This window comes from Janthinobacterium pasteuri, from assembly GCF_051380775.1.
GTDB lineage: Bacteria > Pseudomonadota > Gammaproteobacteria > Burkholderiales > Burkholderiaceae_D > Janthinobacterium.
The window spans coordinates 13,923-37,525 of sequence record NZ_JBNYXS010000023.1 but is presented as its reverse complement, the minus strand read 5'-3'; the positions used below and the strand labels follow the sequence as shown (position 1 = coordinate 37,525).

The 23,603-nt window shown below is 63.4% G+C and carries 17 protein-coding genes; 6 read left to right on the top strand and 11 right to left on the bottom strand.

Annotated features, from left to right (window positions below; translation table 11 throughout):
- Positions 1-81 precede the first annotated feature (81 nt).
- The 3 genes from ACQ4WN_RS20695 (at position 82) to ACQ4WN_RS20685 (ending at position 5,156) form a co-directional block, all read left to right on the top strand.
- Positions 82-1,335 carry a TerD family protein gene (locus tag ACQ4WN_RS20695; protein WP_436553204.1) on the top strand — a complete coding sequence of 418 codons (1,254 nt, stop codon included), beginning with the start codon at positions 82-84 and terminating at the stop codon, positions 1,333-1,335.
- 9 nt (positions 1,336-1,344) lie between these two features.
- Positions 1,345-2,688: a VWA domain-containing protein gene (locus tag ACQ4WN_RS20690; RefSeq protein WP_436553203.1), complete on the top strand. Its 1,344-nt coding sequence runs from the start codon at positions 1,345-1,347 to the stop codon at positions 2,686-2,688.
- Between the two features lie 185 nt (positions 2,689-2,873).
- Entirely contained in the window at positions 2,874-5,156 is a 2,283-nt protein-coding gene (locus tag ACQ4WN_RS20685; RefSeq protein WP_436553202.1) for a TonB-dependent receptor domain-containing protein, read from the top strand.
- Here the strand turns inward: ACQ4WN_RS20685 and ACQ4WN_RS20680 are convergent.
- Positions 5,153-6,193: an SMI1/KNR4 family protein gene (locus ACQ4WN_RS20680; RefSeq protein ID WP_436553201.1), complete on the bottom strand. Its 1,041-nt coding sequence runs from the start codon at positions 6,191-6,193 to the stop codon at positions 5,153-5,155. The two genes, ACQ4WN_RS20685 and ACQ4WN_RS20680, sit on opposite strands and share 4 nt — an antisense overlap.
- The gene (locus ACQ4WN_RS20675) at positions 6,193-7,167 is read right to left on the bottom strand and encodes a thymidylate synthase (protein ID WP_436553200.1); all 975 of its coding nucleotides are present in this window, start codon (positions 7,165-7,167) and stop codon (positions 6,193-6,195) included. Before ACQ4WN_RS20675 ends, ACQ4WN_RS20680 begins: the two co-directional genes overlap by 1 nt.
- Positions 7,168-7,372: 205 nt before the next feature.
- Between ACQ4WN_RS20675 and ACQ4WN_RS20670 the strand changes: the two genes are divergently transcribed.
- Together ACQ4WN_RS20670 and ACQ4WN_RS20665 are read left to right on the top strand one after the other, a co-directional pair.
- Positions 7,373-10,114 carry a bifunctional diguanylate cyclase/phosphodiesterase gene (locus ACQ4WN_RS20670; RefSeq protein ID WP_436553199.1) on the top strand — a complete coding sequence of 914 codons (2,742 nt, stop codon included), beginning with the start codon at positions 7,373-7,375 and terminating at the stop codon, positions 10,112-10,114.
- Positions 10,115-10,271: 157 nt separating this feature from the next.
- Positions 10,272-11,711 (top strand): OmpP1/FadL family transporter, encoded by a 1,440-nt coding sequence (locus ACQ4WN_RS20665; protein WP_436553198.1) that lies wholly within the window; start codon positions 10,272-10,274, stop codon positions 11,709-11,711.
- Positions 11,712-11,874: 163 nt separating this feature from the next.
- On the opposite strand, the gene ACQ4WN_RS20660 is transcribed toward ACQ4WN_RS20665, so the two are convergent.
- From ACQ4WN_RS20660 to wrbA, 9 genes are read right to left on the bottom strand one after another with little or no spacing between them, the layout of a single operon-like run.
- Entirely contained in the window at positions 11,875-12,966 is a 1,092-nt protein-coding gene (locus ACQ4WN_RS20660; RefSeq protein ID WP_436553257.1) for a threonine aldolase family protein, read from the bottom strand.
- Positions 12,967-12,986: 20 nt separating this feature from the next.
- A complete protein-coding gene (gene leuE / locus ACQ4WN_RS20655) occupies positions 12,987-13,661 on the bottom strand; it encodes a leucine efflux protein LeuE (RefSeq protein ID WP_436553197.1) in 675 nt (224 codons plus the stop codon).
- A 2-nt stretch (positions 13,662-13,663) separates the two neighbouring features.
- Positions 13,664-15,526, bottom strand: coding sequence for an ABC transporter transmembrane domain-containing protein (locus ACQ4WN_RS20650; RefSeq protein ID WP_436553196.1), 1,863 nt, complete (start codon positions 15,524-15,526; stop codon positions 13,664-13,666).
- A 39-nt stretch (positions 15,527-15,565) separates the two neighbouring features.
- Positions 15,566-16,642 (bottom strand): lipocalin-like domain-containing protein, encoded by a 1,077-nt coding sequence (locus ACQ4WN_RS20645; protein ID WP_436553195.1) that lies wholly within the window; start codon positions 16,640-16,642, stop codon positions 15,566-15,568.
- Complete coding sequence (locus ACQ4WN_RS20640) at positions 16,642-19,233, bottom strand: FtsX-like permease family protein (protein ID WP_436553194.1); 2,592 nt, start codon at positions 19,231-19,233, stop codon at positions 16,642-16,644. Before ACQ4WN_RS20640 ends, ACQ4WN_RS20645 begins: the two co-directional genes overlap by 1 nt.
- A complete protein-coding gene (locus tag ACQ4WN_RS20635; protein WP_436553193.1) occupies positions 19,221-19,649 on the bottom strand; it encodes a DUF4124 domain-containing protein in 429 nt (142 codons plus the stop codon). Before ACQ4WN_RS20635 ends, ACQ4WN_RS20640 begins: the two co-directional genes overlap by 13 nt.
- Positions 19,646-21,061 carry an FAD-binding oxidoreductase gene (locus ACQ4WN_RS20630; RefSeq protein ID WP_436553192.1) on the bottom strand — a complete coding sequence of 472 codons (1,416 nt, stop codon included), beginning with the start codon at positions 21,059-21,061 and terminating at the stop codon, positions 19,646-19,648. The genes ACQ4WN_RS20635 and ACQ4WN_RS20630 overlap by 4 nt, the downstream gene beginning before the upstream one ends.
- Positions 21,058-21,468 (bottom strand): DUF2069 domain-containing protein, encoded by a 411-nt coding sequence (locus ACQ4WN_RS20625; RefSeq protein ID WP_436553256.1) that lies wholly within the window; start codon positions 21,466-21,468, stop codon positions 21,058-21,060. Before ACQ4WN_RS20625 ends, ACQ4WN_RS20630 begins: the two co-directional genes overlap by 4 nt.
- Positions 21,468-22,076 (bottom strand): NAD(P)H:quinone oxidoreductase, encoded by a 609-nt coding sequence (gene wrbA / locus ACQ4WN_RS20620; protein ID WP_436553255.1) that lies wholly within the window; start codon positions 22,074-22,076, stop codon positions 21,468-21,470. The genes ACQ4WN_RS20625 and wrbA overlap by 1 nt, the downstream gene beginning before the upstream one ends.
- Before the next feature lie 121 nt (positions 22,077-22,197).
- On the opposite strand from wrbA, the gene ACQ4WN_RS20615 reads away from it, so the two are divergent.
- Positions 22,198-23,520, top strand: a complete 1,323-nt coding sequence (locus ACQ4WN_RS20615) for a YihY family inner membrane protein (protein WP_436553191.1) — start codon at positions 22,198-22,200, stop codon at positions 23,518-23,520.
- Positions 23,521-23,603: the final 83 nt, after the last annotated feature.

Below are 23,603 nucleotides of genomic sequence, written 5' to 3'. Positions count from 1 at the left end.
GAAAGGGCGTACCTTTGCCGGGCGGCCACGCTGCCCGGTTTTGCTTATCCTTTGTATCTCCCTTCTTATTTACCTGATTCCATGGAAAACCTGATCAAGGGGCAGCGCCTGGCGCTGTCCGGCCTCGTCACGGGCAACGTCGTGCAACTGGGCCTCGCCAGCGCCGGCGTGGCGCTGGACTTTGCCTGTTTCGGCCTCGATGCCGCCGGCAAATTGTCCGACGAGCGCTACATGACCTTCTTCAACCAGCCGCGCACGCCTTGCGGCGGCGTGGAAGTGTCTGCGCCATCGGGCGATGCGGCCGGCTTCAGCTACCAGCTGGAGCGCTTGCCTGGGTCCATCGAACGCCTGGTCGTCACGGCCGCCATCGATGGCGCGGCCACCATGGCGCAGCTGGGCAGCGGCTACCTGCGCTTGCTCGATGGCGGGCGAGAATTGGCCCGTTACACGTATGCTGGCGTTGATTTTGCGCAAGAAAAAGCCGTCATGCTGGGCGAGTTCTACCGCAAGGATGGCGGCTGGCGCTTCATGGCCGTGGGGCAGGGTTTCAACGGCGGGCTGGACGCGCTGGTCGCCCATTTCGGCGGCGAAGTGGCGCAGGCCGTCGCGGAACCGGTGCCGTCACCCAAGATTTCCCTGTCGAAAATCTCGCTGACGAAGGCGGGCCAGACGCACAAGGTCTCGCTGGAAAAGGGCGCGGGCGCGCCGAAAAAACTGACCGTGAAGGCCACCTGGGTCGATAACGGCGATGGCGAAGACGATAACGACGATCTTGATTTGCGGGTCGGCATCCTCTTGCCGAACGGCCAGATGCGCTTCATCCAGGCGCCGGACATGCCCGGCAGTTTTGACGCCATGCCCTATGTGCGCCACCTGGGCGATGTGGCGGGCGCGTCAGGCAAGGAGCCTGCCACGGAAACGGTGGAAGTCAATCCTGCGCTGGCGCAACATTACGGCGGCACGGTGGGCCTGGTCTTCAGCGTGTATTCGGCGCTGGCCAACGGCGCCGTCCCGGTGGCGTCCATGCGCCCGAAAATGGTCATGCAATACGGCGAGCAGATCGTCGAATGCGCGTTCGACTTCCGCCTGTCCAAGGCGGCCGAAGACGATACGGTCTACACCTATGTGATCGGCATGGCGCGCATTACGCCCGACAGCATCATTCTCGAACCGTCGGGCAAGACCTCGGAGCCCGGCAGCGAAGCGACGCCGTGGTTGAGTTGGCAGGGCGAGAACCTGCAGCTGGCCTTCAACGGTCCCGTCGTCTTCAAGGGCAAGGACAAGGAAGATGAAGATGATTTCAATGCGGACAATCCGCGCCGCTACATTGCATAGGAGGCACTGATGGAAACTCTGGCCAAGGGTCAGCGCTTGCCGCTGGCCAATCTCGTTCCCGATGGCGTGCTGGAAATCGGCGTCGCCGCGCAGGGACTGGCGCTCGATGTGGCGTGCTTCGGGCTCGACGCGAGCGGCAAACTGTCCGACGAGCGCTACATGACGTTTTTCAACCAGCCGCGCACGCCGTGCGGCGGCGTGGAAGCGCGCGCCGGCAGCGGTGGCGACATGGCCGCGTTTGCCTTGCAACTGGTGCGCTTGCCGGCCGGCATAGACCGTCTCGTCGTCACGGCTTCGATCGATGGGGGCGGCGTGATGTCGCAGCTGCAATCCGGCCATGTGCGCCTGCAGGCGGGGACGCGCGAACTGGCCCGTTTTCCCTTTGCCGGGCCTGATTTTGCGCAAGAAAAAGCCGTCATGCTGCTGGAACTCTACCGCAAGGATGGCGGCTGGCGCTGCATGGCCGTGGGCCAGGGTTTCAATGGGGGACTGGACGCGCTGGTGCGCCACTTCGGCGGCGAAGTCGACCAGGCCGCGCCTGCAGTTCCTGTTGCTGCTGCCGCGGCTTCGGCAATTCAGCAGGCAAAGATCAACCTGGAAAAGCGCGTCGAACGCGAGGCGCCGCAACTGGTCAGTCTGGTCAAACAGGCCGGCGTGTCGCTGCAAAAAGTGGGCCTGTCCGAGCATCGGGCCAAGGTGTGTTTATGCCTGGATATTTCCGGTTCCATGGGACGGCTATATAAAGAGGGGCTGGTGCAGCGCTTTGCCGAGCGCATCCTGGCGTTGGGCTGCAAGTTCGATGACGATGGCGAGATCGATGTTTTCCTGTTCGGCAAGAACGTCCACCATCCGACGCCCATGGCATTGAGTAATTGTAACGCTTACGTGGGGCAGGCGATCACCCGTCACCCGTTGGAAGGCGACACGCGCTATGGTGCCGCCATGCAAGCGATCCGCGCGTTTTATTTCCCCGACGCGGCTGGCGGCGAGCGCACGCGGCCCGTCGTGGCGGAATTGCCCGTGTACGTGATGTTCGTCACCGATGGCGGCACCAGCGACCAGGCGACGACAGAGAAACAATTGCGCTGGGCCAGCAATGAACCGATCTTCTGGCAATTCATGGGCATCGGCAAGGGGCGCAAGTCGACAAGCAAATTCCTCGCCGCCTTTGCCGATTCCGACTTTCCCTTCCTGGAAAAGCTCGACGAATTGCAGGGGCGTCTGGTCGACAACGCCAATTACTTTTCCGTCAGCTCGCCCGACGAGCACAGCGATGCGGAACTGTATGATTTATTGATGACGGAATATCCGGGCTGGCTGACACTGGCGCGTGGCAATGGCTTGCTGAGGTAGCGTAAAGGTAGCGCAAAGTTCTTCGGATGAGGCTGTACGACCACAAGTGGAAGAGATTTGTAAATTGAAGTAAATAACAATGGTTCGCATTTGCTTTGATCAATGGAGTCGTGGCATGCTTTAACTATGCCCTCACGCTGCGGCGTAGTGCCTCATCCGTAGTGTCCCCATTATTTTTTAGCCAAATGCATAAACTTTTTTTTCATTGCCTGGCGGGTAGCAGCCTGCTGGTCGCCGGCACCGCTGCCCAGGCGCAAACTGTCACTGGCGGCGACGTCGTCAAGCCAGCACCAGCACCAGTATCGGCCAAGGCGCCGGCCGCCGATACTCCTTCCGTCAGCGTGACGGCCGAACGTCCCACGGGCCGCATCGACCGGCAAGTCTACGACGTCAAGTCCGACGTGGGCAGCACCAATGGCACGGCGGCCGACGCCTTGAACAATGTGCCGTCGGTGGCCGTGGATCCCGATGGCTCCGTGTCCTTGCGCGGCAGCAGCAATGTGCAGATATTGATCGATGGCAAGCCGTCGGCCATGCTGCAGGGCGACTCGCGCGGCGCCACGCTCAATGCCATGGCGGCCGACGATATCGAATCGGTGGAAGTGATCAATAATCCCGGCGCCCAGTTTGGCAACGAGGCCGGTGGTGGCCCGATTTTGAACCTGGTGATGCGGCGCAACCGCAAGCCGGGCGGCTTTGCCACCGTGAATGCGAATGCGGGCATCGCCGGGCGCTACAACAGTGCCGTGTCCGGCAGCTACAACGAAGGGCCGTGGGGCTATCAGGGCGGCATCAATGTGCGCCATGACGGCCGCAATTCCGTCGGCGAGGTCAGCCGCGAGCGCCTGGAACGCGACACGGGGGCATTCGCCCCCAGCAGCCAAAGCTCCACCAGCAATGGCTTGAATGACTCGCTGGGCTTGCACGGCACCGTCAATTACAACCTGAACGCCAACGACACGCTGGCCGCCAGCGTGTCGTATAACGGGCGCAGCAACGACCAGCGCTCGCTCGACCGCTACATCAACGGCGACAGCACGGGCAGCACCGTCGGCGACTATGTGCGCAGCACCGTGCGCAACGGCGACAGCCGCAATTACAGTTGGGGGGCGCGCTACGACCACAAGGGAGAGTTGCCGGGCGAATCGTTGAAGATCGACTTGCGCGTGTCCTCGTCGACCAACGAGAGCGACAGCGATTACGCCAACAGCTACACGGTCGCACCAGTGAATGCCTTCGACAGCCGCGCGCGCCAGCACAGCGAGACGGGCAACCGCATCATCGACTTCAGCGGCGACTACGAGCGTCCGCTGGCGGGCGGCACGGCCAAGCTCGGCTACAAGGTGGCCGACAACAAGAGCAGCTTCGACACTTTATATACGGACATCAACCCGGCCAGCCTGGCGGAAACCGTGAATCCCATGCGCAGCAACCGTTTCGAGCTCGATGAGCGCACCGTCGCACTGTACGGTTCCTACCAGATGCGCCTGACCGAGCGCTGGGGCGCACTGGCCGGCCTGCGCGCCGAATACACGGACTTGAACGTGCGCCAGATCACGGGCGGCGTCGAGGCTGGCAATAACTACATCAACTACATTCCCAGCCTGTTCGCCACGTATAAGGTCAGCGACGAGAGCAATCTGCGCTTCAGCTATGCGCACCGCCTGCGCCGTCCGAGCGCGGGCGACCTGAATCCTTACGTGGTGTATCGCGATGAATTCAATGTGTCGGCCGGCAATCCCAAGCTGAAACCCACGCAGACGGACTCGTTCGAGATCGGCTATGAAACGAAAATCGCCGGGCTGGAAAGCAGCTTGCGTGCCTACCACCGGCGCGACACGGACGCCATCGTCGATTACCGCTATTTTATTGGCGATAATGTGCTGCTGACCACGCGGGAAAATGGTGAGGGCAGCCATTCGAGCGGCCTGGAGTTCAGCGTCAGCGGCAAGCTGACGCCGTCGCTGACCCTGAACACGAGCGGCAACCTGGCGCGCAGCCAGCAAACGAGTTTGGACGACCTGGGCAACCGCAGCACGCGCACGGCGAATGCGCTGAGCGGCCGCGCGCGCCTCAATTACCAGATCAATCCCGCTAACCAGCTGCAACTGGCCCTGCAAATGCAAGGCAAGATGCTGTCGGGGCAGGGCTACCGCTCGCCGAACAACACCTTGAACCTCAGTCTTCGCCACACGCTGACGCCGCAGCTGAGCCTGGTCATGAATGTGACCGATGTGTTCAGCAGCAACAAGATGGAAACCGTCATCAACAGTGCATCGTTGCGCGAGACGAGCACGCGGCGCTTCGATGGGCGCATGATTTATGTGGGGCTGTCTTACCGTCTGGGCGGGGCCACCACGGCGGCGAGAGAGGGCGAACGGGAACCGCGCTTCGGTCCGCCGGGTGGACGGGGACCCGGTGGGCCGGGCGGCCCCGGCCCGGGCGGGGCGGGAGGCGAACCAGGCTAGGCCGCTGCCGCGATTTCGTTCAGGAAGTCGATGAAACTATCCGCATGGCGCTCGAAGCGCCATGCGCCCATGCCATGCTCGGCCGTGTACACGGGCGCGTCGCCGTCGGCAATCGCACCCAGGTCCAGGCAATACGGATCGGCACCCGCGTCGGCAATCACCAGGTACTGTTCCGGCCAGCCGGCGATGGCTTCACCGCTGACGGGATTCCAGGCGTAACCGTGTTGCGCCTTGATCAGTTCTGCCGCGCCGTACAGGCTCAAACCCTGGAAATACTGTGGGCTGTTGATAAACACCCGCAGCGGTGAATGGCAAGCCAGGAAGCGCCGGTAGTGCTCCGGCAAGGCCCAGCGTTGCGCGATGCCGGCCATGTCGGCGGCGCTGGCGATGGTCAGCCAGTTCGATGGCTGCGCCAGGTCCTGCTCCTTCCTGCGTATGGCCGCCAGCTTTTTCTCCAGCCTGGCCGCGGCTTTTTCCAGCGGCGAGCGGGGATCCTCCAGTGCCGCATGCGTGACGGGCAGCGCATGGCCTGCGCCATCCGGGGTGCCATCGCGCTGCCAGGCCAGCACGGCGTCCAGTTGCAGCTGCTCTGCCTTCCAGTGGCCAGGGTCTGTCGGCAAACCTGCATCGAAAGGCTGGCGGCTGAAGATGGCCAGGCTTTTCACGGCCTTGGCCCGCACTTCCAGGCTGGCGATGCTGGACGCGGCCAGCGCCACCAGGGGCGCATAAGCGTCCTTGCCGATGCTTTTCAGCATGCCATCGACGGCCCGGTAGGCCAGCTCTGGCTGCACCAACGCCCAGGCGAAAAATGCGGAATGTTCATTCGCTTCCGCCAACTGTACGATATCGCTCATCAAAAAGGCGCGCCAGTGCAGCAGTTGTCCATCGCGCGCATACGCCGTCAAAATGTCCAGCACGGCCAGGCGGTCGTGCGCGGCATGCTTTTTCAGCAGCCGCTCCTTCAGCCGGGCGAACTTGCTGCCGTCCGTTTCGTCAAACAGCTTGCGGTGCAGGGCGGCCAGCGGTGCGACCGCCATCAGACGGCCATCGCCGCCTTGATGGGCGCATGGTGTTCATAGCCTTCCAGCGAGAAATCCGACGGTTCGATCTTTTCCAGCCATTCCGGCTCGTACTTACCCGTCTTCGCATAGTCGGGCACGCGGTCTGAAATGACGAAACGCGGCGCGGGGAAGGGCGTGCGCTTGAGTTGCTCTTCCACCATGTCGAGGTGGTTTTCATAGATGTGCGCGTCGCCGATGAAGTAAGTGAACCAGCGCGGCGTGTAGCCCGTCAGGCGCGCCACCAGGTGCAGCAGGGCCGCGCCTTCGGCGATGTTGAACGGTGTGCCCAGGCCGATATCGTTGCTGCGCACATATAAACACAGGGAAATTTCGCGCGTGCTGGCGTTCGGGATGAACTGGTACAGCAAATGGCAGGCGGGCAGGGCGACGGCGTCCAGCACGGCCGGGTTCCAGCCATGGAACAGGATGCGCCGGCTGCCCGGGTTATTCATGATGGTATCGAGGCACTCGCGCAACTGGTCCACGGCCTTGTACAGCAAGACTTTTTGCACGCCGTCTTCGACGATGGGGGCAACCAGCGTGAAACCGTTTGCTTGCGCGTCGGCAATCTGCGCCGGCTTGTCGGCATCGAGCAGCTTGTAGGCAGGCCATTGCCGCCATTGCACGCCATACACGGGACCGAGGTCATCCTCGCCTTCGCGGTAGGGATTGGCCAGCCATTGCGCATTTTCATTGGCGTTCTGGTCCCACACCTTGCAGCCCAGCGCGCGGAACTCGGCCGCGTTGCGCGAGGCGCGCAGGAAGGCGCACAATTCGCCGATCACGGATTTGAAAGCCAGTTTCTTGGTTGTCACGGCGGGGAAGTTGCCGTTGGCCAAGTCGAAACGCATCATGGCACCTGGCACGCTCAGGGTGCGGATGCCCGTGCGGTTGTCTTGCCAGCTGCCCGTATCGAGCACGGTCTTGATCAAATCTTGATATTGCTGCATGTATTTCTCCAACGGTAAGGATGGTGATTGTAACGCAGGCGCGACAGGCGGGCTGCCGTCCGCACACATAAATGCGCTGCCGTTTCACCTGTAAACATGACTCTGTGGTAATTTGTGTGTCCTTAAAGAAATACACAGAAACGGTAGATGCTGCACCATGTTCTTGCGACAATTTGTAAATAATAATAACGCCGCTGTGGTGGAGATGAGCAGGGCCGATTTTCTGAAGGCCAACCTGCGCCTGATGCTGGCCTGGCCCTTGCTGGGGCTGGTCCTGTGCGCGATGCTGTGGACGGCCACCTTGCTGCAGCTGGAGGCGGAAAAGAAGGTGGCGCAACAGCAGGCGCTCGACAGCGTGTCTTCGCTGTCGAAAGCATATGGCCAGTACTTGCTGCGCACCCTGGAACAGATGGACCAGCTGACTTTGCAGCTCAAGTATGAGTGGGAAAATTCGCGCGGACGTTTGCGCCTCGATCAATTGAAGACGCAGGGCATGTATGCCTTGCCGCAATTTGCCATCGTCGCCATCCTCGACCGCAAGGGACACCCCGTGACGGCCACGGCGCCGCTGCAGCGCCTGCGGGTCAACGAGCGCAGCGATTTTCTGCTGCGCCACTGGCGCAGCAATTCCAGCGCGCTGCGCATCGCGCTGGGACGGGCCACTGAGGCGGCCCCCGCAACCCCGGGCGCGGACGAAAGCCTCGTGCATTTCACGCGCCGGCTGGAAGACGAGGATGGCAATTTTGATGGCGTGCTGCTCATTTCCATTCATTCGAGCTATTTTTCCGAATTCTACAACAGCGTCAATTTCGGCAAGTTCGGCATGTCCGCCATGGTGGGCGAAGAGGGCCAGCTGTTCAGCACGCGCCTCGGTTCGCGCGTCCTGCCCATGCAGAGCGGCCAGGGCACGCCGTTTCTCGACACCAGCTTCCTGGAAACGGACAGCGGCGCCATGCATTCTGGCGGCAGGATCGCTTTTTCCGACAAGCAAAGCCGCTATGTAGGCTGGCAGGCGTTGAAAGCCTATCCGTTTACGGCCGTGGTCGGACTGTCGGACGGCGAAATGCTGCATCCTTACGAGGAAACGCGCACCATTTATATCGGCATCGCCCTGGCCGTCACCGCGCTGCTGCTGGCCTTTGCCGCCGTCGCCACCGTGCTGTCGCTGCGCCTGGCGTGGCGCCACCACCAGTCCGAAGGGGTGCGCAATGCCTACCGCATGGCGACTGAAGGCACCAGCGACGGCTTTTACATCATTGCCGCCCTGCGCGGCGAGGATGGCAGCATCCTCGACTTTGAGATCGTCGACTGTAACGAGCCGGGTGCCGGCTACTTCGGCGTGCGCCGCGAGCAGTTGCTGGGCATGCGCTTGCAGTCGCGTGCCCACGAACCGTATTTCCGCGACCTGATCCATCATTACCGGGCCGCCATGCAGTCCGGTTTTTCCGAGGAAGAGATCGAGTTGCCGGAAGGTAACCCGTTCAAGTTGCGCTGGATACGCCGGCGCCTTGTGCGCAGCGGCGACCGCCTGGCCGTGACCCTGCAAGACATCGGCACGGCCAAGGAGCACGAACGCGATTTGCGCCGCCTGGCCAATGAAGATGGCTTGACGGGCTTGCCCAACCGCTACTGGCTGCAGCAATTCCTGCCCGGCGCCCTGGGCCGCGCCGCCATCGCGGGGCAGATGCTGGGGCTGCTGTTCATCGACCTCGACGGCTTCAAGGATATCAACGACACGCAGGGCCACGCGGAGGGCGACAAGGTGTTGCGCGCCGCGTCCCTGCGCCTGAAGGCCGTGCTGCGGCCCGGCGACCACGTGGTGCGCCTGGGCGGCGATGAATTCGTCGTCGTGCTCGACCCGGTGGAAGACGACAGCCGCGCCGAACAGGTGGCGCAGCGCATCGCCAGCGCCTTCGACGAACCGTTTTACCTGGGCAGCGAACGCCACAAGATGGGCGCCTCGATCGGCATCAGCCTGTATCCGCGCGATGGTGCCGAAACGGAAGTGCTGCTGAAGAACGCCGATATCGCCATGTACGCTGTGAAAGTGGCAGGCAAGGGCCATCACCGTTTCTTCCAGCCAGAATTGTTTGAAACCATCCGCAACCGCCGCGAACTGGAACAAAGCCTGGTGGCGGCGCTGGAGCAGGACCAGTTTCTTGTCGTCTATCAGCCTCGCGTCGACGCCATGAACGGGCAGCTGTGCAGCATGGAGGCGCTGGTGCGCTGGCAGCACCCGCAGCATGGCATGGTGCCGCCGCTGGAATTCATCCCCGTGGCCGAGAGCAGCGGCCTGATTTCGCAGCTGGGCGAAGTCGTCATCGAGAAGGTGTGCCTGCAAATGGCGCGCTGGCAGGCCAGCGGGCTGGAACTGGTGCCCGTCTCCATCAACGTGTCGGCGCGCCAGTTCGGCCGTGGAGATGTGCACCAGGTGCTGGCATCCGCGCTGGCGCGCCACCGCATCGATGCGCGGCTGATCGAGGTGGAAATTACGGAATCGGCCATGATGGACGAACAGAACCGCGCCGTGGAGCAACTGTCGGCCATCCGCGCGCTGGGCGTGCGCTTGCTGGTCGACGATTTCGGTACCGGCTATTCTTCGCTGTCGCAGCTGCAGAAGTTCGCCATGGATGGCTTGAAGATCGACCGCGCCTTCACCATGGAGCTGGGCCGTTCGGAGCAGGGCGAGGTGTTCGTGCGCGCCATCCTGTCGATGGCGCATGCGCTGGGGATGAGTGTCGTGGCCGAAGGGGTGGAGACGCGCGAGCAGCTCGACATCCTGCGCGCGCTGCAATGCAACGAGGTGCAAGGCTATTTCATTTCGCGCCCCGTACCGGCCGAACAGATGCTGGCGCTGATGCAGCAGCGCTTTCTGATACCGCTTCCAGCGCCCGTGCTGCCTCCCTACAGCCCCGCGATTCACGAGGAAAACAACGCTGTTTCATAAAAAGAGCGAACGTTCGCTTTTTTCTAAAATATATTATATGCTTCGCTCATGCTGTCAGTGAGGGAGTTCACGGCGGCAAGAACAGTGCAATACGGGTGAGGTTGAGCTACCCGAGACAATGTGACGAAGACACTTCGTATAATAAAGAGAGACTAACTTGAAACATAAATATCTGCCCCTGCTGATCGTTGCCGCGTTCGCCGGCATTTCTTCCACCGCACAAGCATCGGGCTACCGTTTTGGCTCGCAAAGTGTTTCCGCCCAGGGAACGGCCGATGCCAGCGGCGCCGAAGCGGCCGATGCGTCGACCATTTTCTACAACCCGGCCGGCCTGTCGCGCCTGGAAGGCACGCAGTTCGTTGGCGGCGGCACTTTGGTAGTACCGCATTCGACGTTCCAGGATAATGGGTCCTTCAATTTCACGGGCAAGCCCACAGGTGGCACGACCAAGGACTATGTGCCGGACGTAGTATTTGCGCCTGCCGTGTATGCCAGCAAAAAAATCGATGAACAATGGACCGTCGGCATGGGCCTGTTCGTGCCTTACGGCGCCAAGCTCGATTACGGCAACAGCTGGAGCGGCCGCTATGCGATCACCAACATCAAGCTCGAAGCCATCGCCCTGAACCCTTCCGTTTCGTTCAAGCTGGACCAGCACCACTCGTTCGGCTTCGGTATCACGGCCGAATACATGAAGGCGGAACTGGGCCAAGCGGTGGACGTGCCGGGTACGGTCAAGGCTCTGAGTGCGAATCCAACCATCTCGAGGGCTTTCCTGGCAAGTGTTGCTCAAGCGCAAGGTCCGGCTGCCGCGAATGCTGCCGGCATTGCACTGGCAGGCGCCAAAGATGGCCACGCCTCGATGGATGGCGACGACTGGGGCTTCGGCTTCAACCTCGGCTATCTGTACCAGATGAACGAAGGCACGCGTTTCGGTATTTCCTACCGCTCGTCGATTTCGCACAAGCTGAAAGGCGACACCATCTGGGACTTCTCGCAAGTGTCGAACAATGCGGCCGTGAATGGCTTCATCAGCGGTGCATCGGGCAAGGTCAATTCCAAGGCACTGGTCGAACTGCGCACGCCGGAAACCGTGTCGGTCAACGCCTTCCATCAGATGGATGACAAGTGGGCGTTGATGGGCGACGTCACCTGGACCCGCACCTCGCGCCTGCAGAACCTGGACATCCAGTTCCCGCCGACTGCCGAAGGCGCCGAGCGCATTCGCCAGAACTGGAAAGACACTTACCGCGTCTCGCTGGGCACCAACTACAAGTACAGTGAAAACCTGCTGTTGCGCGCCGGTATCGCCCATGACCAGGCACCAGTACGCAGCGCGGAACTTCGCCACCCTGCCTTGCCGGACAGCGACCGCATGCAGTACTCGATCGGCGCGAACTGGAAGCTGAACGCCAATTCCTCGATCGACCTGGCCTACAGCTATATCGACTTCAAGGATGCTGACGTCAACTACAAGAACGGTTGCGGCCCCGTGCCTCCGCTGTCTAACGGCTGCACCGGCAATGGTGAAACCACCAAGGGCCTGTTCAAGACCCGCCTGCAGCTGATCGGTCTCGCTTATAACTACAAGTTTTAAGCAGGTAGTGGCGACCAACCCGGTCGCCATGAAAGGAAAAAAGCGCCTTCGGGCGCTTTTTTTTGGGTGCATGGGGTCAGACCCTTCGGGTCTGACCCCGGCTTTTGATGGGTTTTCGGAAGTTGTCGGGTTACGCGCTGCGCTCTAACCCGACCTACCATGATCATTCCCTGCCGCGCATGCCCTGATCCAGCAGGGTCAAGGCCAGCCGCACGGTGTCGTCCGGCATTTGCAGTAGCTGATCCCCCACATACCATTCGACCACGCTGTGTCCTCGCAGGGCGGCGTGGCTGGCGCGGGCAAACAGCCAGATGCCGTGGTCTGCGGCCACCTGGTTGCGGATGGCGATGGCCCGTTCTCGCGAGACGGGCAGGTGCAGATGCAGCATGTTCGCTTGCGGGCTGGCGGGATTGACGGCGATGCTCGGAAAGTCGCGCAGCAGTGCGTATAGCCACTGCGTGCGTTCGAAATAGCGGGGCATGGCGGCGAGGCGCGCGTCGAACTGCATGGCGGCGGCCACCACGTAGGGTGTCCGGTGCACGATGTTGCCGCCCTGGCGGTGAAACCACGCGCGCGCCCGTTCGACAAACGGGCGGCTGCCGGCCAGCATGGCGCCACCGAGGCCGCCGATGCCCTTGTACAGCGAGACATACACGGAATCAAAGCCATCGCAGATGGCGGGCAAGGGCTGGCCAAAACCCGCTTGCGCTTCCCACAGGCGCGCGCCATCCATGTGCAGGTGGATGTTGTGCTCGCGGCAGTGCCGCTTGATCTGGCTCAACTCATCCCACGATGGGCACTGGCCGCCAATTTCGCGCATTGGCAGTTCGACCTGCGCGGCGCCCAGCGCATCGGGCACGGCGCGCAAGTCATCGACCGTCCACGGGCGGTGCGGGTCGCCGATCATCAAGCCCTTGAAGTGCTCCAGCAATGCATGGTTGCCCCGCTCGTGGCGCAGGATGTGCGACGTCGGATGCAGCGCCACCAGCGAGGAACCCCGGTCCTGGCAACCCAGGCGCAGGGCCGTTACCTGAGTCATGGTGCCCGTGATGCAGAACACGGCAGCCTCGAAGCCGAGCAGGCTGGCGATCTTGTTTTCGAATTGCTCGATCAGCGGGCCTTCGCCATAGGTGTCGTGCGCGATGTCATTGGCCTCGCACCAGGCGGCCATCGCGGCGAAAGTGGCCGCCGGCGTGGGCTGGCGGTGGCCCGGCAGGACGGTATGGCAGCGCTGGCGCAGTTCAGTGTCGGACAAGGCGTTCAAGGTGCTTTTCCTTACAGTGTGGCCGTGGCGAGCTTCGCGCCGAAGCCGATAAACATGGCGCCCACGCCGCCGCCCATGCCGGCAGACAGGCGACGGCGACGGCGGAAGGTCTCGGCCAGGCGCGCGCCCACAAAGATGATGGCCGTCAGGTAGGTAAAGCTGATCACCTGGCAGATCAGGCCCAGGCCGATGAAGGACAGCACGGGATTCGGGAAGGCCGGGTCGACGAACTGGATGAAGAAGGAAATGAAGAACAAAATGGCCTTCGGGTTCATCAGGCTGATGATCAGGGCCTTGCGGAACGGATCGCTTTCCTTGACGGGCGCTGGCGCCGCTGCCGCTTCGCCTTCAGCCGGCGCGGGCGCGCGCAACTTGCGCCAGCAGCCGATCAGCATTTGCAGGCCGATCCAGCCCAGGTAGGCCGCGCCGATGTATTTCACGACATAAAACAGGGCAGGGCTGGCTTTCAGCAGCGAGGCCACGCCACAGGCCGACAGCACCATCAATATCAGGTCGCCGGCGAAGATGCCGAAGGCGCCCTGGTAAGCGGGCCGCACGCCTCGTTGCGCGGCGACCGACAGCACATACATGGAATTGGGACCGGGCAGGATGACGATGAAGATGGTCCCCAGTAAAAAGGTCCAGAAATCGGTGATGCCCAGGTTGGCGTGAAAGAGTGCGTTCATGATTATTCTGCTGGATTGAGCTGTACGTGATGGAATTGCAGGGCCGCTAAATTAGCGTAAATGCCTTTCATTGCGACCAGCGAGGCATGCGTGCCCGTTTCGACAATCTTGCCGTCTTCCATGACGATGATACGGTCGGCCCGCTGCACGGTGGCAAGGCGGTGCGCGATGATGACCGTGGTGCGGCCCACCATGGCCGCTTCCAGGGCCTTTTGCACCAGGCGTTCCGATTCCGCGTCCAGCGCGCTGGTCGCTTCATCGAGCAGCAGCAGGGGCGGGTTTTTCAGCAGGGCGCGAGCGATGGCGATGCGCTGGCGCTGGCCGCCGGACAGGCGCACGCCCCGTTCGCCGAGGAAGGATTTATAGCCATTCGGCAGGCGCTCGATGAATTCGTGGGCTGCCGCCATTTTCGCCGCCGCGATGACTTCCTCGTCGCTGGCGCCGGCGCGGCCGTAGCGGATGTTTTCCATGGCATCGGCCGAGAAGATCACCGTATCTTGCGGCACGATGCCAATCGCGTCGCGCAGGGTATGCAGGTCCAGCTGCTTGATATCCACGCCATCGAGGCGGATGCTGCCGCTTTGCGGGTCATAGAAGCGCAGGAACAGCTGGAACAGCGTGGTCTTGCCGGCGCCGGACGGTCCCACCACGGCCACCGTTTCGCCGGCGCGGATATCGAGGCTGACGTGGTCGAGCGCGTGGGTATCGGGACGCGACGGGTACGAGAACATGACATCGTCCAGCGACAGTGAGGCGCCGTTTGCGGCGCGCGCCGGCAGCGGCAGGGGCGTGGCCGGGGACTCGATTTCCGATTTGACAGCCATCAATTCCAGCAGGCGCTCGGTGGCACCGGCGGCGCGCTGCGCTTCGCCCATGACTTCAGACAAAGCGCCGATGGCGCCGGCCACGATGGACGCGTACAGGATGAACTGGCCCAGATCGCCGCCCGTCATCGAACCTTCCAGCACGGCGCGCGCTCCCAGCCACAGCACGAAGACGATGGTGCCAAAGACCAGCAGGATGGCGATCATGGTGAGCAGGGCGCGGGCGCGGATGCGGCGCATGGCCGTCATGAAAGCGCCTTCGACGGAGTCGCCAAAGCGTTTCGATTCGATTTTCTCGTGCGTGAACGCTTGCACGGTGGGCATGGCGTTGAGGATTTCGCCAGCCATGGCCGAGGCGTCGGCAATGCGGTCCTGCGAATCGCGCGACAGCTTGCGCACGCGGCGGCCAAACACGATGATCGGCACGACGACGAGTATCAATAGGCCGATGATGATGCCGGCCAGCTTGGCGCTGGTGACGAACAGCATTACCAGGCCGCCCAGGAACAGCAGCACATTTCGCAGCGCCATGGAGATGCTGGTGCCAACCACGGCCTGTATCAAAGTCGTGTCGGTGGTGATGCGCGACAGGACTTCGCCCGTCTGCGTAGTTTCAAAGAATTCGGGGCTTTGCGTGACGACGTGGCGGTACACGGCGCTGCGGATGTCGGCCGTGACGCGCTCGCCCAGCCACGACACTGTGTAAAAACGCGCCGCCGTGGCCAGCGCCAGGATGGACGCCACGCCGAACAGGGCGAGGAAGACCAGGTCGACATGCTGGATGCTTTTCGAGCCGGCCGCGCCGCCGAAACCCAGGTCGATCATCTGCTTGAACGCGGCGGGGATGGCCAGGGTGGAGGCGGCGGCGACCACCAGCGCGATACCGGCCAGGAAGAACTGCTTGCGGTACGGCGTCAAAAAGGGCATCAAGCCCTTGAAGGCGGCCAGGCTGCCTTTTTTCAGTTCGCGGCTGGTGCCGGTATCAAGAGTTGGTGTGGTTGCGGTGGTACTCGTGGTGCCTGTTTCTGTGCTGGTTGTCATTGTTTTTCGCTTTGATTTACTTTTTGCTTGCGGTACTGTTTATAACTTCATCGGCTGTACGTAGCCGGTCATTTCCAGGTAGGCGCGGCCTACCGGCTGGCCATCGCGCTCGACCGTCACGGCGCCTTCCCAGTACACGGCGCCCGTCGAGCGGCGCGAATCGAGTTCCTGGTCGGGCTGCAATGGCTTGATCTGCCAGCGCGTGGGACCCGTGCGGATTTCGGTGGCGACAGGGTACTCGGCCTGCGTGCGGGGCGAACGCCACAGCTGCGTAGGCGTGAAATCGACTTCACCGGGGGCGAACTGCGTCATCTTACCGGACGCATCGCGCCATGTCGCGTGCGCCCATAGTTTAGCACCTGTCTTGCTGCGGATCTGGAAGGCCATCAGCGCGCCGCCATCATCGAGGTTGGCGCCGATCCAGTTCCAGCCGCTGGCGTCCGCGTCGAGCACCTGGCTGGACCACTCGTGATCAAGCCAGGTGGTGCCGGTCACCGCTTCCGCCTTGCCGCCCGCGCGGGCGATGGTGCCCGTGGTGCGCAGCTGCGGCTCGCTGTAGTAGTAGCTCGATTGCGCGGGCCGCGCGCCCTTGCGCGAGTAGCCGCCTTCGCCCTGCAGCAGCACACGCTGCGTGGGGGCCAGGGTCAGTTGCAGGCTAAAGTCGCGCGCGGCCAGGCTGACCTGGTAGCTGCCGTCGGCTTGCCGCTGCATGCGCCAGTCGTCCAGCCTGACATCCGTGTTGCCCACCTTGGCGTAGGCCAGGCCGAAACCTTCGCGCGCGCTTTTCTCGTCGTGCAGCAGCTTGCCCAGCTTTGGGTCGGACAGGGCCGCGTGGCCGATGATCAGCTGTTTCGGCGCGAAGGCGCTGGGGTTGTCCGCATCGGCGGCCGTGGCGCTGCGAAAGAAGGTCACCTGGTAGCCCAACTGCTCGCCGCCGGCGGTTTTGACCCAGCCCGTGGCGTACCACCATTCCGTCTTGTACGCGGGATGGGCGCCGAAATCGTGCGGCAGGCGCAGGCTTTGCCCGGCCGGCAGCGGCGTGACGGGGGCGAAAACTGGCGGCGCGGCGATGGCGGCGGCGCTGCAGAACAACAGTAGATAAGTCAAACGGCGCATTACCAGTCCTCCCTGACGGCGCGGATGGGGCCAGCGGACAGCGCCTGGCGGCCCGCGATCAGCGCCGTGGCGGCGGCTGCCGTCAGCAGGGCGGCGGCCACGGTGGCGATCAAGGGCCACGGCAAGTGCAGTTGCATGGTCCAGTGGAATGACTGGGGATTGACGATGAAGACCAGTACAAAGCTGATCAACAGACCCAGAACAAAGCCGGTGGCGATGCCCAGCGCCGTCAGCGCGCCGCCTTCCAGCGCCAGGATGGCTAAAATCTGCCCGCGCGTCACGCCCACGTGGCGCAGCATGCCAAATTCGCGCGCGCGCGCCAGGGTTTGCGCGGAAAACGTGGCGGCCACCCCGAACAGGCCAATGACGATGGCGATGGCTTCCAGCAGATACGTGACGGCAAAGCTGCGGTCGAAAATCTGCAGGCTCAGGGCGCGGATGGCCGATGGATTCGATACTTCCAGGCTGGCGCCAAACGGCAGGGCTTTCAGGCGCTGCTGCACCTGCTCGCCCGTGGCGTCCTTGGCCAGCCACAGGGCCGCATCGCTGACATCGAGGTCGCCCGTCAGCGCGCGGTAGTCGGCCAGCGGCATCTGGATGGCGCCGGAAGAGCGCGCATAGTCGCGCCAGATGCCGGCGATGAAGAACTGGTGCAGGCCGCCCGCCAGCGGCAGCTTGATGCTGTCACCCGGCTTGTGGTTGTACAGGTCGGCCGCCGCCTCGGACAGCCACACGGGTTTCGCGCCATCTGGCACGGGCAGCGTATCACCCACCAGCACCATGCTTTTTTCCGGATCGGCCAGGTTGACGGGGCGCGCCAGCAGCACCACATTCGGGCGGTCGGGCGCCAGCGACAGCGAGCGCAGGCGCTGGAAATCCACCCTGGCCACGCCGGGCAGGGCGGTGATGCTCGCCTGTTCGCGCGGATTCAGGCCCGCCGTGCCACCGCTGGCGGCCGTGCGCGCATACAGGTCGGCCGGCAAAATCTGCAGCAGCCAGTCATCGACGGAGACGCGGAAGCTCGACACCATGATGGCCATCGCCACCATCAGGCTAAAGCTTGACAGCACGCCGCCGAGCGCGATGCCGGCCTGGCCCGAGGCATTCGCCAGGCGGGCCAAAGTCAGGCTGCGCACAGGCGCGTGCTTGCTCGTCTCCGTGCGCAGCCAGGTGCGCTGCAGGAAACGGAAGACCACGGCCGCCAGTTGCGGCATCAGGGCGATGGCGCCGATCAGCAGCAGGGCGATGGACAGATAGCCGAACAGGGGCAGTTCGAACACGGGCGGCAAGAACGTCAGGGCGCCGGCCAGCAGCAAGCAAGCCAGCGCGGGCCAGGTTTTCGCCAGGCGCGTCGTCACGACTTCTTCGCTGCCCGATTTCAGCGCGATCGCGGGGGCGGCGCGCGCCGCTTCCAGCGCGGGCGCGGCACAGCCCAGCAAGGCCACGCCGAGGCCAAGGGCAAAATACACGAAGGCAGCGACGGGCGTGAATTGCACTTGCGGCTGCACGCCCGCGAAATAGCCGGCGCCCAGGTCGCCGCCGAAGAAACGCAGGGCGACGGCCGCCATGGCGTAGCCTCCGGCGATGCCCAGCGCGGCACCGACCACGCCCAGACTGGCGCCTTCGAGCAGCACCTGGCGCAGCAACTGGCCCCGTTCCATGCCCAGCACGCGCAGCAGCGCGAACTGCCCGCGGCGGCGGATGACGGACAGCGCCTGCGTGGAAAATACCAGGAAGGCGCCCGTAAACAGGGCGACCAGGGCCAGCACCGTCAGGTTGACCCGGTAGGCGCGGCTGAGGTTATTGTTGCGGCTATTCTGGTTCTCGTCATTGGGCTGGCCCACCTGAAAACGCCCGGGATACTGCGCTTCCAGCGCGCGCGCGAGACCCGCCTGGAAAGTGTCGCGGTTGACGCCCTGGCGCAGTTTCAAGTCGATGCGCGACAGCTTGCCCACCTTGTTGAAGCGCCACTGCGCTGCGCCGATATCCATGACGGCGATGCGCTGGCCAGCGCGTGCGCGCTGCAGCGAGCCGGCCACGCGCAGCGATACCGTGCCCGTGCCCGATTGCAGGGCAAGCTTGTCGCCTTGCGCCACGTTCAGCCAGCGCAAGGCGGCCGGCGATAAAAAGAGGGCGTCGTCGGCCAGGGTGTCGAAAGGCTGGCCTTCGGCTGGCGCGCCGATCAGGTCGGGCGAGATGAAGCCGGCGCGGAAGACGTCGAGTGCCAGGATGTGCAGCGGGCCGCCGTCAGTCTTGCCGGCCACCGCGGCCTGCAATTCCAGTACGGGCGAGGCCATGGCCACGCCGTCGCGCTGCGCCAGCCATGGATAGATGGCTTCGTCGAACAACGCTTCGCGCCCGGCCACCTGCACGTCGGCCTGGCCGGACAGGCTTTTGACGGCCGTGGAAAATTCATTGAAGGCGGCCGCGTTGATCAGGTGGATGGCAAAACCCAGCGACACGCCGATGGCGATGGCGAGGATGGCGACGAGGGCGCGCACGGGATGCGCGCGCCATTCGCCCAGCAGCAGCCAGCGCGACAGCAGGCGCGTCGTCGCCGGGCTGGCCTGCGGCGCACTCAATTGAGACATCCGACGGCCAGGCGTTCGCCGGCGCGCCGCGCTTTCAGTTGCGCCGCGTCACGGTTCCTGTCGCCTGCGCCGACGGCGTCCTGCGCCGCCCATTTTTGCTCCAGGCGCAGCTGGGCGCAATGCTTGTCATGCGTTTCCTTCTGCTTGGCGGCCCGTTCGCGTGCCTGGTCTGCCAGATTTTCCTGCTTCTTGCGTGCCGCTTCCATCTGGCTGGCCACCCGCTCCTGGCGCGTGGCCGCTCCCTTGTCTACGGCAGGCGGGGGTGAGGGGATTTCCAGGATCTGCAACTGGCCGCCCGTGCATGGCGTGGCGCTATAGCTGGTCTGGCCATCCTGCACGCATTTGTAGACATCCTGCGCACTGGCGGAACCTGCCAGCAAGGCCATGGCGAAGAGCAGTAGGGACGGCGATTTCACAGGATTTTTCCCGGATTCATGATGTTTTGCGGGTCCAGCGCCTGTTTCACGGCGCGCATCAGTTGCAATTCCAGCGGCGATTTGTAGCGCGCCAGGTCGTCCTTTTTGAGGGCGCCGATGCCGTGTTCGGCCGAAATCGAGCCGCCAAAGCCGTGAACCTGGTCGTGTACGATGCGGTTGATGGCATCCTGGTTGGACAGGAAAACCGTGTCCGACATGCCCGGTGGCGGCGCCACGTTGTAATGCAGGTTGCCATCGCCCAAATGGCCGAAGCACACGAGCTGACAGCCTGGGAAGGCCGTTTCCAGGGCCACGTCCGTGACGGCAATGAAATCGGCGATGCAGGAAATGGGTAGCGAGATATCGTGCTTGATGTTCTTGCCCGCCTGCGCCTGCGCCAGCGGAATGTGTTCGCGCAGCTGCCACAGGCCTTCGGACTGCGCCACGGAACTGGCGACGACGGCATCCTCGATCAACGCGTCTTCCAGCGCCGCGCCGATGCTCGCTTCCAGTAATTCCACGGCGTGCGCTTCGGACTGGCTGCTGGACAATTCGAGCAGCACGTACTGGCCATGCGGGGCGGTAAATGGGCGCGGCAGCTGGGGGAACTGCTGCGCCACCAGTTGCAAGCAATACTGCGACATGAATTCAAAACCCGTCAGGCTGGCGCCGCAATGGTCCTGCATCAGGCTTAATAAACGCAGGGCGTGGGCGGGCGAGGGCATGGCGGCCAGCGCCGTGATGCAGGCTTTCGGCTGAGGATACAGTTTCATCACCGCGCCCGTGATCACGCCCAAAGTGCCTTCGGCGCCGATGTACAGGTCGCGCAAATCATAGCCCGTATTGTCCTTGCGCAAACCGCGCAAGCCGCTCCAGATTTCGCCTTGCGGCGTGACCACTTCCAGGCCCAGGCACAGCTCGCGCGTATTGCCGTAGCGCAGCACGGCCGTGCCGCCCGCGTTGGTGGCCAAATTCCCCCCGATGGTGCAACTGCCCTCGGCCGCCAGCGACAGGGGGAACAGACAGCCGGCGGCGCTGGCCGCTTCCTGGATGGTTTGCAGGATGCAGCCCGCGTCCACCGTGATGGTGCGGTTGACGGGGTCGAGCGCGCGGATGCTGTTCAGGCGCGCCAGCGACAGCACGATGGCTGTGCCGGCATCGTCCGGGATGCTGCCCAATACCACGCCCGTATTGCCGCCTTGCGGCACGACGGGAACTTGCCATTGCGCGCAGGCGCGCAGCACGCCAGCGACCTGTTCTACCGTGGCGGGCCGCAGCACGGCCAGGGCCTTGCCCGTAAACCGGTCGCGCCAGTCGGTGAGGAAGGGCGCCGTGTCGGCGTGGTCCGTCAGTACATACGCTGCGCCCAGCAGGTCGCGGCAGGCGGCGAGGAAATCGGTTCGGTCAGTCATTTCTTGATGCTCACTTTATTCACTTTTTCCAGCAGTTCCCTGGCCATGCGCTTGGCGGCCTTTTTATACGGGCGCAGGTACAGCACGGCGCAGAAGAAGTAAATGCAGACGATGGCCGCCTCGCCCCAGGCCATCATGGCGGAGACGCGATTCGTGTCGCTGTAGCCGCGCACCACGCCCTCTGTAAAATACAGCAGGATCACCATCGATGACCATTGCAGAGTGTAGACGTCGCGCTTGATGACGCCATACAGTGGAATGAGCAGGGGCGCCGCCTTCAGCACGACCCAGGAGCCGCCCGGCTGCAGCGGCGCGACGACGGTTTCCCACAGCAGACACCAGATGATCAGGGTGACGAGACTGGCGATGGCGCCCCAGTGAAAATACTTGTGCAGTGCGCCGTGCATCATGCGCCTGCCAGTTTCGCGGCGCTTTCCGCCAGGCGCCGGCCCAGGGCGATGGCCAGGCGCTTTTCATCGTCGCTGAGCGCCTTGTCGCCATCGATGCCCGACCAGTGCGTGGCGCCATACGGCGAGCCGCCCGTGGACGTCGTCATCAGCTCGGGATGCGTGTAGGGCAGGCCCATGACCAGCATGCCATGGTGGAAGAGGGGGATCATCATCGACAGCAGCGTCGATTCCTGGCCGCCGTGCAGGCTGCCAGTGGACGTGAATACGCAGGCGGGCTTGCCGGACAGGCTGCCGGCCAGCCAGTCGCTGGCCGTGCCATCCCAGAAGTACTTCATGGCGGCGGCCATGTTGCCGAAGCGCGTGGGCGAACCCAGGGCCAGGCCCGCACATTCCTGCAAGTCTTCCAGTTCCACGTAGGGCGCACCATCGGGCGGGACTTCCGGCGCCGTGGCCTCGGCCACGGTGGAGACGGAGGGCACGGTGCGCAGGCGCGCATCGCAGCCAGGCACGCTTTCCACTCCCTGGGCTATCAGCTCGGCCAACTGGCGCGTGGCGCCATGGCGTGAATAAAACAATACGAGAATAATCAGATTGGTTGGCTTCATCATTGGTATTATAGGGCGCTTTACAGCCTGATACGACTGCTGTCATGGCGCCGTTCTGATTTTGCACATGTTTTCAAAATATATACTCCCGATCTTTCAATATCTGAGGCGCGCCCTGAGCATGGGACTGGCCGTCGTGCGCGGCCTGACCTGGTCCGAAACGCGCGACCTGCTGCAGTTCGCGCGCCGCCGCGTGCGCGAGGAAAGCCTGCCGCAAGTGGCCGGCAGCCTGACCTTCGCCACCGTGTTTGCGCTGGTGCCGCTGCTCACGCTGGCCCTGGCCATCTTCACCACTTTCCCCCTGTTTAATACCTTCCGCCACGCGCTGGAAGACTATTTCGTGCAAAGCGTGATGCCCAAGGGGATTTCGAACACCATCCTCGACTACCTGACGACGTTTGCCTCGAAGGCCACGCGCCTGTCGGCCATCGGCGCGGGCGCCCTGATCGTCACCTCGGTGGGCATGATGGGCTTGATCGAACGCGTCTTCAACCGCATCTGGCGCGTGCGCCAGGAACGGCGCTGGACCAAGCGCCTGCTCGTCTACTGGGCCATCGTCACACTGGGTCCGCTGCTGGTGGGCGTGTCGCTGACGGTGACGTCGCGCCTCTTCATGGCCACCAGCGGCGTGGTGGGGGCCGTGCCCTTCCTCGGCACCGTGTTTTATACCCTGGTGTCGATCGGCCTGACCATGCTGGCGTTTACCTTGCTGTACATCGCCGTGCCGAACCGCGACGTGGACTGGCGCGACGCGGCCTGGGGCGGCTTGCTGGCCGCGCTGGCCTTCGAGGTGGCCAAGCGCGGTTTCGGCGAATTCATCCAGGAATTTCCCACGTATTCGCGCATCTACGGCGCGCTGGCCGCCCTGCCGCTGTTCCTTGTGTGGATTTACCTGAGCTGGATGATCACCCTGGTGGGCGCCTTGCTGGTGGCCGCCTTGCCCGTCGTGAAATACGAGCGCTGGTGGTACGAGGCGGCGCCGGGCAGCGAATTCGTCGATGCCGTCGCCATCTTGAAAGTGCTGCATCAGGCCTGCCACTGCGCCGATTCGGCCCTGGTGGGCGCGGCCGAGATACGCCGTAGTACGCGCCTGGGTTTCGAAGAGATGGAAACCCTGCTCGACAAGATGGTGCAGCAGGGCTGGGTGGGCAGGGTCAACGTGGATGGCGCCGTGCGGGTGCAGTGGGGCAAGCGCGTCGCCGACAGTTCAGACCACTGGGTCTTGCTGGGCAATGTCAACCGTATCAGCCTGGCCGATGTCTACCGTTTATTCGTCTTCGGCGGCATGCGCGTGAACTCCGGCTATCCGGCAGGTTCCACCAACGAGCGCGACATCAAGGCGGCCGAAGAAGCCGCCGCGCTGGCGGCGCAGGTGGAAAACGCCGTGGAGCAGGGACTGGGCCTGACTTTGGCGCAGCATTTCGGCGAAGTGCGCTGCGCCTGACGGATTGGCCCGGCGCCGATACGTCAGTTTTTGGCGCAATGCCTTGCTAGTCAAGAAATTTTGCCCGCAGGCAACACAATGAA